This is a genomic window from Streptomyces sp. BoleA5 (genome assembly GCF_000373665.1).
Lineage (GTDB): Bacteria > Actinomycetota > Actinomycetes > Streptomycetales > Streptomycetaceae > Actinacidiphila.
The window spans coordinates 160,646-172,350 of the sequence record NZ_KB892135.1; the positions used below are offsets into that span (position 1 = coordinate 160,646).

The 11,705-nt window shown below is 73.5% G+C and carries 12 protein-coding genes; 5 read left to right on the forward strand and 7 right to left on the reverse strand.

What is annotated here, in order from left to right; all coding sequences use genetic code 11:
* Window positions 1-28 precede the first annotated feature (28 nt).
* From B085_RS0134440 to B085_RS0134470, 7 genes are all read right to left on the reverse strand, one after another.
* Complete coding sequence (locus B085_RS0134440) at window positions 29-1,426, reverse strand: carboxylesterase family protein (RefSeq protein WP_018563156.1); 1,398 nt, start codon at window positions 1,424-1,426, stop codon at window positions 29-31.
* A gap of 117 nt (window positions 1,427-1,543) precedes the next feature.
* Window positions 1,544-2,269, reverse strand: a complete 726-nt coding sequence (locus B085_RS0134445) for a VC0807 family protein (protein WP_234018722.1) — start codon at window positions 2,267-2,269, stop codon at window positions 1,544-1,546.
* Between the two features lie 140 nt (window positions 2,270-2,409).
* Entirely contained in the window at window positions 2,410-2,778 is a 369-nt protein-coding gene (locus tag B085_RS0134450) for a tetratricopeptide repeat protein (protein ID WP_018563158.1), read from the reverse strand.
* Entirely contained in the window at window positions 2,775-3,764 is a 990-nt protein-coding gene (locus tag B085_RS0134455) for a pirin family protein (protein WP_026251740.1), read from the reverse strand. Before B085_RS0134455 ends, B085_RS0134450 begins: the two co-directional genes overlap by 4 nt.
* A 141-nt stretch (window positions 3,765-3,905) precedes the next feature.
* The gene (locus B085_RS0134460; RefSeq protein WP_018563160.1) at window positions 3,906-4,229 is read right to left on the reverse strand and encodes a GNAT family N-acetyltransferase; all 324 of its coding nucleotides are present in this window, start codon (window positions 4,227-4,229) and stop codon (window positions 3,906-3,908) included.
* Window positions 4,230-4,237: 8 nt separating this feature from the next.
* Complete coding sequence (locus B085_RS0134465; RefSeq protein ID WP_018563161.1) at window positions 4,238-4,870, reverse strand: FMN reductase; 633 nt, start codon at window positions 4,868-4,870, stop codon at window positions 4,238-4,240.
* On the reverse strand, window positions 4,867-5,973 hold the full coding sequence (locus B085_RS0134470) for an LLM class flavin-dependent oxidoreductase (protein ID WP_026251741.1): 1,107 nt from the start codon (window positions 5,971-5,973) through the stop codon (window positions 4,867-4,869). Before B085_RS0134470 ends, B085_RS0134465 begins: the two co-directional genes overlap by 4 nt.
* A 395-nt stretch (window positions 5,974-6,368) precedes the next feature.
* On the opposite strand from B085_RS0134470, the gene B085_RS0134475 reads away from it, so the two are divergent.
* The 5 genes from B085_RS0134475 to B085_RS44745 all read left to right on the forward strand — a co-directional run bounded on the left by B085_RS0134475 (window position 6,369) and on the right by B085_RS44745 (window position 11,699).
* Window positions 6,369-6,980: an AAA family ATPase gene (locus tag B085_RS0134475; RefSeq protein ID WP_158689882.1), complete on the forward strand. Its 612-nt coding sequence runs from the start codon at window positions 6,369-6,371 to the stop codon at window positions 6,978-6,980.
* Between the two features lie 23 nt (window positions 6,981-7,003).
* The gene (locus B085_RS0134480; protein WP_018563164.1) at window positions 7,004-7,735 is read left to right on the forward strand and encodes a hypothetical protein; all 732 of its coding nucleotides are present in this window, start codon (window positions 7,004-7,006) and stop codon (window positions 7,733-7,735) included.
* A 313-nt stretch (window positions 7,736-8,048) separates the two neighbouring features.
* Window positions 8,049-9,296: a cytochrome P450 gene (locus B085_RS0134485; RefSeq protein WP_158689883.1), complete on the forward strand. Its 1,248-nt coding sequence runs from the start codon at window positions 8,049-8,051 to the stop codon at window positions 9,294-9,296.
* Between the two features lie 16 nt (window positions 9,297-9,312).
* Window positions 9,313-10,554, forward strand: a complete 1,242-nt coding sequence (locus B085_RS0134490) for an aminotransferase class I/II-fold pyridoxal phosphate-dependent enzyme (protein WP_018563166.1) — start codon at window positions 9,313-9,315, stop codon at window positions 10,552-10,554.
* On the forward strand, window positions 10,551-11,699 hold the full coding sequence (locus B085_RS44745) for a hypothetical protein (protein ID WP_018563167.1): 1,149 nt from the start codon (window positions 10,551-10,553) through the stop codon (window positions 11,697-11,699). The genes B085_RS0134490 and B085_RS44745 overlap by 4 nt, the downstream gene beginning before the upstream one ends.
* Window positions 11,700-11,705 lie beyond the last annotated feature (6 nt).

Below are 11,705 nucleotides of genomic sequence, written 5' to 3' on the forward strand. Positions count from 1 at the left end.
CGAATATCTGTGCGATCCCCCGAAAGGGTCAATGAACCGGCGGCCCGAACCTCCGCACCTCCGCGCCCGTCCCCGGCTCGTACGGCCGCCACGGCCCGCGCCCCTCGCCCGCCCCGCCTCCCGCGCCGCCGTCCGGGCGGCCGGTCGCCACGAACGAGGCGAGCGCCCCGCCGAAGGCCCGGGCGAGCGCGCGGTCGGACCCGTCCACCGCGCCGAGCATCGGCGCCTCCGCGAACGCCTCGAAGTTGCCGAAGAGGAAAGGAAGTTCGGAGCAGTGCGTGGCGCCGAGCCTGCCGTCGTCCCCGGGCGGCCGCCGCGTGAAGAGGTAGGCGTACGCGGGCCGCCCGCGCTCGGCGCAGCGGGACGCGATCTCGGTCACCCCGGCCCCGAAGACCCGCTCTGTCGCACCCTCCATGGGGAAGCCGGCCGGAGAGGCGGCGCGGAAGGCCGTCATCTCGTCCTGCGTGCTGCCCAGCAGGACGTCCTTGCCGTCCAGACCGCCCGCGGCAACCGCCGCCAACGGGGCGACGGGCAGGCCGGCCCCGCCGAGCACCGGGTACATCGGCGGTCCGACCGCGCCGGGCCTGGCGCGCTCGGCCGACAGCCGCCCGTACGCCGACACCATCCGTTCGGCCGTCATCTCCCGCAGTTCCGACAGATGCCTGACGCCCCGGACGCGCAGATAGGCGGCGGCGACCTCGACCGCCTCGGCGGGCTCCTGCGGTGCGAGCCCCCACGGCCCGCTCTCGGCGATCACCCGCCGGACGAGGGGCCGTGTCCCGGGGTCCATGGCGAGGCAGAGCGCGCAGTACGCCCCGGCCGACTGCCCTCCCACCGTGATCAGCGACGGGTCGCCGCCGAAGGACGCGATGTTGTCGCGCACCCAGTACAGCACCGCGGCCTGGTCCCGGCTGCCCAGGTTGTCCGCACCGATCTCCGGCAGGTAAAGCCAGCCCAGCGCTCCGAGGCGGTAGTTGGCCGTGACGACGACGATGCCGCCGAGGGCGGCGAGCCGCGCGCCGTCGTACCAGTCCCAGCCGCCGGAACCCGTGGTGAAGCCGCCCCCGTGGAACCACACCAGCACGGCCCGCGGGGCGGCGCCGGGCTCGAGCGCCCCCTCGGGACTCCACACGTTGAGGGTGAGGCAGCCCTCCTCGTCCCCGTGCGTCTCGTGCGGGCCCGTGACGACGGCCAGCCGGGACGGCGCCTGCGGTACGTCGGGGCCCGCGTGGGCCGCGACGCGGACGCCGGGCCGGCCGGGCGGCGGGGCGGGCGGGGCGAACCGCAGCGCGCCGACCGGCGAGGCCGCGTAGGGGATACCGCGGAAGGCCGCCACCCCCCGCTCCTCGGTCACCCCCCGCACGGAGCCCCGCTCCGTGGCGACCACCGGCCGCCGCTGCCCTTCGGTCCCGCTCTCGCTCTCCATGGCAGCCGGTCTACCGGCAACGGCCGTTCGGTGGCCACGACCCGCCCGGCCGACGCGGCGGCAAGGGTGACCGAAGCGCTCGGCCTGCCGAACGCGCGCCCTGCCCTGCCGCCGCCGTCACGCCCCCGGTGCGCCGGGCGCCGCGGCGGCCTCTCCGGCCCCTCCCTGGGCGGCTGCCGCCGCCTCCGCCTCGGCGGCCTGCCGCTCCCGCTCCTTGCCGCGGGCCGCGGCGCGCCGTCCGTAGAGGACCGTCCAGGCGATGAGGACACCGGTGACGGCGTACGACAGCACCGAGTTGACCGTCACCATGGTGGCGGTCGACAGCCGGTACGAGAGGCCGATCCTGGTGAGGGCCTCCAGGACGTAGCCGACGCCCCACACGACCGTCATGATGCGGATGACATGGCGGAAGCCCTCGTAGTGCCACAGGCCGTCGAACCGTTCGGCGTCCTCCTTGGTGCCGTCGGTGCCGAACTTCCGCCCGAAGTAGAACATCAGCGGCCGCGGTGCGAGCAGGCTGGCGAGGCAGACCACCCCGAACAGGCCGGTGACGGCGGAGTCCTTGACCAGCAGCAGGCGCGTGGAGTGCGGTCCCACGACGGTGACGACCGCGCTGATCACCAGGAAGAGGAGGGTGATGACGGCGAACTCGTCCGCCTTGCGCCGCCAGGCGAGCGTGATGGCGGTGTCGAGCACCGGCCACACGCCGGAGACGAGCAGGGCGGAGAACTCGCTCCATCCGGCGTCGGTGAGCCGGCCGTAGGTGAGGACCGGCAGGACGATGTTGAACGTGATGGTGAGCGCCCAGCCGAGCGCGGACGACGTGCCTGACCGTTCGGACACGGCTTTCCCCCCGTAGTAGCCGCCGAAGCCGCAGGAGAACATACGCGCGGCGCCGCCGCCCTGCCGGGCGCTTTGCCCAGCCTTTAGAACGGCGGCGCCATGTGATGCCGCCGGGCCCCTCACCGGGGCCCGGCACCGGCTCAGTCCTCCGGGAGCGGCTCCCCCGCGAAGGCGGCGGCGAGCCGCAGCCAGGGGGCGGCCTCGGCCTCGCGGCCCTGCCGCTGGAGGGTGCGGCCCAGCATCAGGTGGGCGTAGTGCTCGACCGGGTCGCGCTCGACGACCACGCGCAACTGCTCCTCGGCGCGGCCGAGCTGGGCGGAGTGGTAGTAGGCGCGGGCGAGCAGGAGGCGCGGGGCGACCTGCTCGGGCACCTCGTCGACGACGGCCGTGAGCAGCCGGGCCGCCTCGGTGTACTCCTTGGCCTCGAAGTAGAGGCCGGCGCGCGCCCAGCGCTCCGCCGTGGTCTCCTCGTGGGAGGCGTAGGACCCCTGGGTGGTGACGGTGTTCACGCGAGCTCCTCTCCGGGTGTGGTGTGCGGCATGCGGCCGGCCGGCTCCAGTCCGAACCGGCCCCGCTCGAAGTCCTCGACGGCCTGGATGACCTCGGCCTTGGTGTTCATCACGAACGGGCCGAAGTGCGCGACCGGTTCGCGGATCGGGCGGCCGCCGAGGATCAGGACGTCCAGGGCGGGGGTGCGGCTGTCGGGGTGGTCGGTGGCCTCCAGGGTCAGGGTGTCGCCGCCGCCGAACACGGCCATCTGGTGCGCGTCCAGCGGGCGGCGCTCGGCGCCCGCGGTGCCGCGCCCGGACAGCGCGTAGGCGAGGGCGTTGAAGTCCGCCCGCCAGGGCAGGACCAGCCGCGCGCCGGGGCTGACGGTGGCGTGGACCAGCGTGATCGGGGTGAAGGTGCTCCCCGGTCCCGCGTGGCCCGCGACCTCTCCGGCGATGACGCGGACCAGCGCGCCGCCGTCGGGCGAGGACAGCAGCGCGGACTCCGGGCCCTCGATGCTCTGGTAGCGGGGCGCGTTCCACTTGTTCGCCCGCGGCAGGTTCACCCACAGTTGGACGCCGTGGAAGAGCCCGCCGGAGACGACCAGGTCCTCCGGCGGCGCCTCGATGTGGAGGATGCCGCTGCCGGCCGTCATCCACTGCGTCGCGCCGTCGGTGATGGTGCCTCCGCCGCCGTGCGAGTCCTGGTGCTCCATGCGGCCGTCGATCATGTACGTGACGGTCTCGAAGCCGCGGTGCGGGTGCCACGCGGTGCCCTTGGGCTCGCCGGGCGCGTACTCGACCTCGCCCATCTGGTCCATGTGGACGAACGGGTCGAGCTCCCGCGCCGGCACGCCCGCGAAGGCGCGGTACACGGGGAAGCCCTCGCCCTCGAAGCCCTGCGGTGCGGAGGTCACCCGGCGGACGGGGCGCTGCTGCGCGGTCACCGGGTCGGGTTCGGCGACCCGGGGCAGCAGCAGGGTGTTCTCCACGGTCACGGCAGGCATGACGCCCTCCTCGGCGGTCCCGGCGGGCCCGGTCCGGACCCGCACGGTCGATTTAACATTCAACCAACCGGATCCATTCCGCCCGCCCCGACCGCCGCCGACGCCGCCGCCCGCCGCACTCCCCCGCTGCCGCCGCCGGCCTCAGAAGCCGAAGCGCGGGCGCTCGCCCTCCGGCACCAGGTCCACGTACTCGGGGTGCTTGCCGATCCACCCGCGGATGAACGGGCAGAAGGGCAGCACCGCGAGGCCCCGCTCGCGGGCCGCGTCCAGCGCGGCGCGGGCGAGGGCGCCGCCGAGGCCGCGGCCGCCGAAGCGGGGGTCCACCTCGGTGTGGATGAACGCGATCTGGTCCCGGTACAGGTGGTACTCGGCGAAGCCGGCCACCTCTTCGGCACCGCCCTCCTCCGCCGCGTCGAAGATCTCGAAACGGGACTTGCCGGGGTTGTCGGCGACGCGCAGTGCCATCGTCTCTCCTACTCGGGCCGCAGGGCGGCCAATTGCTGCTCGAACGGAACGACCGTATCCACCGCGGTCACGGGGGCCGACGGCCGTGCCGCCAGGAGCGCCGCCAGCTCGCCCGCGGCGCGGGCGATGCGGGTCGGCAGGGTGTCGGTGAGCGCGTCGCCGCTGCCGCCCCAGTCCTCCGACGCCGCGTACACGGCGGTCGGGACGACCACGGCCCGCAGGAAGGCGAAGAGCGGCCGCAGGGCGTGCTCCAGCGCCAGCGAGTGCCGGGCCGTACCGCCGGTGGCGGCGATCAGCACGGGCTTGCCGGACAGCGCGTCGTTGTCGATGACGTCGAAGAAGGACTTGAACAGCCCGCTGTACGAGGCCGAGAAGACCGGCGTGACGGCGATCAGGCCGTCCGCCCGCGTCACGGCCGCGACGGCCTCCGCCAGGGCGCGGCCGGGGAAGCCGGTGACCATGTTGTTGGCGATGTCCACGGCCAGGTCGCGCAGTTCGACCACGCGGACGTCGACCGCACGGCCGCCGTCCGCGACGGCCCGCCGTACGGCCTCGGCGAGCCGGTCGCCGAGCAGCCGCGTGGAGGACGGCGTGCTCAGGCCCGCCGAGACGACCACCAGCCTCAGGGGTGCGAGGGTCACTTCACAGCCTCCTTCGCCTCCAGGGCCCGCGCATCGCGGCGCGCCACCAGCGAGGCGTGCGTCGGGGCCTCCGGCGCGTCCGCGGGACGGCCCTTGGCGAACTCCTCGCGCAGCACGGGCACGACCTCCTCGCCGAGCAGGTCGAGCTGCTCCAGCACGGTCTTCAGCGGCAGTCCCGCGTGGTCCATCAGGAACAGCTGGCGCTGGTAGTCGCCCGCGTACTCGCGGAAGCCCAGCGTCTTCTCGATGACCTGCTGCGGCGAGCCGACGGTCAGCGGGGTCTGCTCGGTGAAGTCCTCCATCGACGGGCCGTGCCCGTACACCGGCGCGTTGTCGAAGTACGGACGGAACTCCCGGACGGCGTCCTGCGAGTTCTTGCGCATGAACACCTGGCCGCCCAGGCCGACGATGGCCTGCTCCGGGGTGCCGTGGCCGTAGTGCGCGTAACGCGTGCGGTACAGCTCGACCATCCGCTTGGTGTGGTCGGACGGCCAGAAGATGTTGTTGTGGAAGAAGCCGTCACCGTAGTACGCGGCCTGCTCGGCGATCTCCGGCGAGCGGATGGAGCCGTGCCACACGAAGGGCGCCACGTCGTCCAGCGGCCGGGGCGTCGCGGTGAAGCCCTGCAGCGGGCTGCGGAAGCGGCCGGACCAGTCGACGACGTCCTCGCGCCACAGCCGGTGCAGCAGCGCGTAGTTCTCGATCGCCAGCGGGATGCCCTGCCGGATGTCCTGCCCGAACCAGGGGTAGACCGGTCCGGTGTTGCCGCGGCCCATCATCACGTCGACGCGGCCCTCGGCCAGGTGCTGCAGCATCGCGAAGTCCTCGGCGATCTTCACCGGGTCGTTCGTGGTGATCAGCGTGGTCGAGGTGGAGAGGACCAGCCTCTCCGTGCGGGCGGCTATCCAGCCGAGCATGGTCGTCGGGGACGAGGGCACGAACGGCGGGTTGTGGTGCTCGCCGGTCGCGAAGACGTCCAGACCCACTTCCTCGGCCTTGAGCGCGATCGCCGTCATGGCCTTGATCCGCTCGTGCTCGGTCGGCGTCCTGCCGGTCGTGGGGTCCATGGTCACGTCACCCACGGTGAAGATCCCGAACTGCACCGGCTTCACTCTCCTCCGTCGTCTATGTTCGTTGATTATTCAACCACCCTTTTCAACCGGATGCCCCATCGGGCTATTCCGCCCCCACCCCGCGCCCGGGCCCCCGGGCCCGGAGCCCGGGGCGCGGCGCCTTCCGGGGGCCGCTTCCGGGGCCCCCATCGCGGGAGCAGGCGCCGGACTCCGACTGCGGGCACCCGACGGAACGCACGGCCCGCGGGGTCGTGCGCAGCGAGAGCGGCACCGGGATCCGGGGCGGCAGAGGACGGGGGCACAGGCTCCGCCGCGTCCCGGGCCGCCGAGAGGAGTCGCGGGGATACACGTCGGAAGCCTCCCGCGCGACGCGCCGGGGGAACACTATGGTGCAAGAGCACGCGACGAGCCGAGGAGTCCCCAGCTTGAATGTCGTCATCTCCGGACTGACAGCCAGCGGAAAAACCCGGTTCGGCACGGAACTGGCACGGCAGCTCGGCTACCGCTACGTATCGGCCTCCGAAACCCTGATCCAACGGCTCGGAATCCCTCCGCGAATGCGGCACGACATCTGGGGCGACGGTTTCGACGCGGTCGCCCGCTTGCGCGACTCCGGAGACCCGGACCGATGGCTCGACATGGAGATGGCCCGCCTCGCGGAAATCCAGGAGAACACGGTGTTCGACTCCTGGGCCCTCCCGTGGTTCGCCCCCCGCGGCGCGCTCAGGATCTGGCTCTCCTGCAGCCACGAGACCCGGTGCCGCAAGGCGCGACTGGCCCATTCGCCCGGCGAGCGGCGCCCGTTGCGGCACTACGCGGACATCATCGACAGGAAGGACGCCGATTCCCGGGCCAGGTTCCGCTCGCTGTACGGCATCGAGTACGGGCCCGATCCCGGAGTCTTCGACCACGTCCTGGACGCCACCGAATACTACGTCGACTCCCCCACCCCCCGGTCCGAGCAAAAGGCCGGAGAATTCTCGCGTCACCTGCTGAACACGGTCAGGAACAGCATGGAAGAGACCTTCACCGCCTAGAAGCGACCCGGAGGAGCCGACCAGTGGGAGCCGCATTCTCCTCTATAGCCACCGGAATCATCTCGAGTCTGATCTACTCACTGGCCGGCGCCACGATCGCGATCTCGCTGTGGAGGTTCCGCGCGAGGCGGTACAGAAAGATCTGGGCGGAGGCTCTCCGTTTCCGGGCGGAGAGTCTGATCATCCTGTCGGCCCGCGCGGCCCGGCACGCCAACGACGTGCCCCGCTGCAGTGCCAGCGAGGTGCGCGCCCTGGTGAAGGCGACGGCGCTCCTCCAGCGGTTCCGCACGCAGAACTACTTCCGCGTCAGCACCGACGTCTCCGACGACGAACTGCGGTCGAAGAACCTCATCGTCCTGGGATCCGGAAAGGCCAACGTGGTGGCCGCGCGCGCCATCCGATCCCTCAGTCCCGCCGGCTTATCCTTCGACCCCACCGGGCGCACCATCCATCTGAACGGGCACAGCTACGCCCCGGAGTACGACAGTTCAGGCGCCCTCACCGCCGACTACGCGCTCATCGTGAAGGCCGCCAATCCGTTCCGCCACTACCAGTCCCAGGCCCGGACCCTGTTGATGTTCATGGGACTGCACGGAATCGGGACGGAGGGGGCCGTGCTCGCCGCGACCGATCGCTCACCGCTCCTCGACATGGCTCGGCGCGTGGACGGCGACGACTTCATGTCGGTGATCAAAGTGCACGTCAACGGCTTTGTCGTCACCCACACCCAGGTCGAGGTGTCGGTGAGGTTGTGACAGGGCGGGTGAGGCGATGCCGCGACACCCTGCCCGGTGCGCCGCGCCGGGGGCGTGGGCCGCTCACGAACCACCTGCGGGGGACCCGGGGCGGTCCGGACACGGACGGTCGACCGTAGCGGACCGCGTGGGGGAAAGGCGAATTACGTCCACGGGTGGGTGAAAAGCGCCTGTGTGACTGGATCGGAACACCTCCGGCAGAGCACTCTCGGGGGCGCCGCCAGCCCGGCGTACACCGCCCCTACACCGCCCCGCGCGCCGTGCCCCGCGGCGCTTTCCCGCCCGCCTCCGAGCCGAAGTCCGTTCCTGACACATGAGCCACGTGATGCTGCCCCCGAAGCCCACCGCCCTCGACGCGCGTTCCGCGGCGGGCCTCGTCCGGCAGTGGCGCAGGGCCGTGGAGCCGGAGGCGCTGGCCGCGGCGTACGACGCGCTGGCCGCGGCGGGGCCGCTGGTGCCGACGCCGTGGGGCGCGCTCCTGGTCACCGGGTACGAGGAGTGCCGGCAGGTGCTGACGGGACGCGAATGGCTCACCCTGGGGGCCCGGTGGCGCGACGCCCATCGCCCGGGGTGGCGGGCGAGCGCGAGCACGGTCGGGCTGTGCGAGACGCCGCTGCAGCAGGATCCGCCGGAGCACACCGCGCGCCGCCGCCCGCTCAACGCGGTGCTGGCCCCCCGGGTCGTGCGGGAGGCGGCGGAGCGGCTCGTGGAGCCGCTCACCGAGCGCCACGTCGGGGAGTTCGCCGCGGCCGTGCGCCGCGACGGCGCCGCGGACGTCGTCGCCCGGGTCTGCCGGCCGCTGCCCACCGCGGTCCTGGCGGAGATGGCCGGGCTCCCGGAGTGGATCGACCGGGGGTGGCTCGCCGCCGAGAGCGCCGCCATGGTGCGGGTGGAGGAACTCGCCGCGCCGCCCAGCGTCGTACGGCGGGCGGACGCCGCCGCGCTGGCCCTGCTCGACGCGTACGACCGCGCGCTGGCCGAGCGGCTGCGGCACCCCGCGCGGGACCTGCTCTCGCGGTGGGCCGCGGAGGACCCGGCGGGGGCCCGCTACCTGCTGCTGACGCTGTTCTCCGCGGGGGTGCCCACCACGGCGGCGCTGCTGGCCGGGACGGCGCTGGCACTGACCGCCGACCCCGCGCTTGCCGAAAGGATCCGCCAGGACCCGGGGTTCGCGGGGCCGCTCACGGACGAGCTGCTGCGCTGGGACCCGCCGGGACGGGTGGTGACCCGTGTGACGGACGCGGACACCGAACTGGGCGGCCGCCCGGTGCCCGCCGGGCGGGTCGTCCACGCGCTCATCGGCGCGGCGCACCGCGACCCGCAGCGCTTCGCCGCCCCGCACGTCTTCGACCCGGACCGGCCGGCGCAGCGGCTGCTCGCCTTCGGCGGCGGCCTGCACTACTGCCTCGGGTCCCATCTGGCCCGCGCGCAGGCGCTCGCCTTCGCCCGGGCCTTCGCCCGCGAGCTGCCCGGCGCCCGGGCCGCCGCCCCGCCGGTGCGGCACGCCGGGCCGAGCATGGCCGACATCGCCCGGCTGACCATCCACTCGCCGCTCACCTAAGGGAGACCGAAGGCCAGTGACCGAAATCCAGGACGCCACGGACGCGTTCCGCAAGGACCTGTCGTCGTCGACCTTCGTGCGGGCCATGGTGGAGACGGGCGTCCGGCCCTTCTACCGCACCATGCACATGACAGGCGACGGGGAGGCCGTCGTCGAGGGCCGGAACGTCGTCATGGCGGGCTGCAACGACTACCTGGGCCTGTCCACGGACCCCCGCGTGACGGCGGCCGCGGCCGAGGCGCTGACCCGCTACGGCGCGTCCTGCTCCGGTGCGCGCACCCTCAACGGCACCCTCCCCCTCCACGGCGAACTGGAGGCGCGGATCGCGGACTTCCTGGGCACCGAGGCGGCCGCCGTGGTCACCACCGGCTTCCAGGCGAACCTGGCGGTGGCCGCCCTGATCGGCCGCGGCGACATCGTCTTCAGCGACATGTCCAACCACGCCTCGCTGGTCGACGGCATCCGGCTCGGCGCCGGGCGCCGCGTGCTGTACCCGCACTCGGACACCGCGCGGCTGGACACCCTCCTGGAGCAGGCCGCGGCCGCCGAACCGACCGCCGGCAAGGTCCTCGTCACCGACGGGATGTTCTCCATGGACGGCGACCTGTGCCGGCTCCCCGCGCTGACGGAACTCGCCGCCCGGCACGGCGCCCGGCTCGTCGTGGACGGCGCCCACGACATCGGGCTGCTCGGCCCGGGCGGGCGCGGGGTCGCGGAGCACTTCGGGCTCATGGACCGGGTCGACCTGTTCACCGGCACCTTGTCCAAGTGCTTCGGCTCCACCGGCGGGTTCCTCGCCGGGCCCGCGCACGTCATCGACTACCTGCGCTACAGCGCCCGTTCCATCCTCTTCTCCGCGTCGATGCCGCCGGCCGCGCTGGCCGCCGGGATCGCCGCGCTCGGCATCGCGGCGGCCGAGCCCTGGCGGCGCCGGCGCGTGCTCGCCCTGGCGGAGGCACTGCGCGCGGGACTGCGCGCGCTGGGCTACGACACAGGGGACTCGGTCACCCCGGTCGTGCCCGTCCTCATCGGGGACGCCACCACGTGCGCGCTCATGTGGCAGGCGCTGCTCGACGAGGGCGTGTTCGCCAACGCCGTCGGGGCCCCCGCCGTCCCCGAGGGGCGGTGCGTGATCCGGGTGACGGTGCAGGCCACCCACTCCGACGTCCACCTGGAGCGGATCCTGGACGCCTTCGCCGCCGCCGGGCGCCGGGTCGGCCGGGTCCCGGACCTGCCCGCCCAGGCGGTGGCCCGGTGAACGCGGTCACCGTCACCCCCGTCGGGGACCGCGCCGCCACGACGGCCTTCGTGCGGCTGCCGTACGCGCTCCACCGCGACGACCCGTACTGGGTCGCGCCGCTGGAGCGGGAGATGCGCGCCTTCCTCGACCCGCGCCGCAACCCCTTCTTCGACACGGCCGAGGCGCGGCTCTTCCTCGCCCGCCGGGGGCGCCGGACCGTCGGCCGGATCGCCGCCGTCGCCGACCCGCGCTTCCAGGAGCGGCACGACTTCACGTGCGGTCACTTCGGGCTGTTCGAGTGCGCCGACGACCTCGAGGCCGCCGGCGCCCTCTTCGACGCGGCGGCGGCGTGGCTCGCCGGGCGCGGGCTGACCCGGATGCTCGGCCCGCTCAGCTTCTCCGTCAACGACGAGTGCGGGGTGCTCGTGGACGGATTCGACGGGCCGCCGAGCGTGGGCATCCCGTACAACCCGCCGTACTACGCGGACCTGCTGACCGGCTGCGGCTTCGGCAAGGCCAAGGACCTGCTGTCCTGGCTGGTGCCGATGCCCCCGGACGGCGAGCCGCCCGCCGCGATCGCCCGGGTCGCCGCACGCACCCTGGCCGACCCCGCCGTGCGGGTGCGGCCGCTCGACCGGGACCACTACGAGGACGACATGGCCGTCATCAGGGACATCTACAACGACGCCTGGGCCGAGAACTACGCCTCCGTCCCGCTGACCGACGCCGAGTTCCAGCACATGGCCGCGCAGCTGAAGTCGGTCGTCCACCCGGAGCTGGTGCGGATCGCCGAAGTGGACGGGGAACCCGCCGCCTTCACCCTGTGGGTGCCCGACGTGAACCAGGCGCTGCGCGCCGCGCGGGGCAGGCTCACCACCTGGGGGCTGCCGATCGGCATGCTGCGGATCAGCCGGGCGATGGGGCGCATCACCCGCGTCAGGGGCGGCACGTCGGGCGTGCGGAAGGAGCACCGCAGCCGCGGGCTGGTCGCGGTGCTGCTCGCCGACGCGCAGCGCGCGGCGTTCCGGCTCGGCTACACCGAGACCGACCTGTCCTGGATCCTGGAGGACAACCGCGGCTCCAACCGGCACGCGCAGGCCATGGGCGGGGTGCACTTCAGGACGCACCGGCTGTACGAGCGCGACGGCGGGGGCCTGCGGTGAGGTACC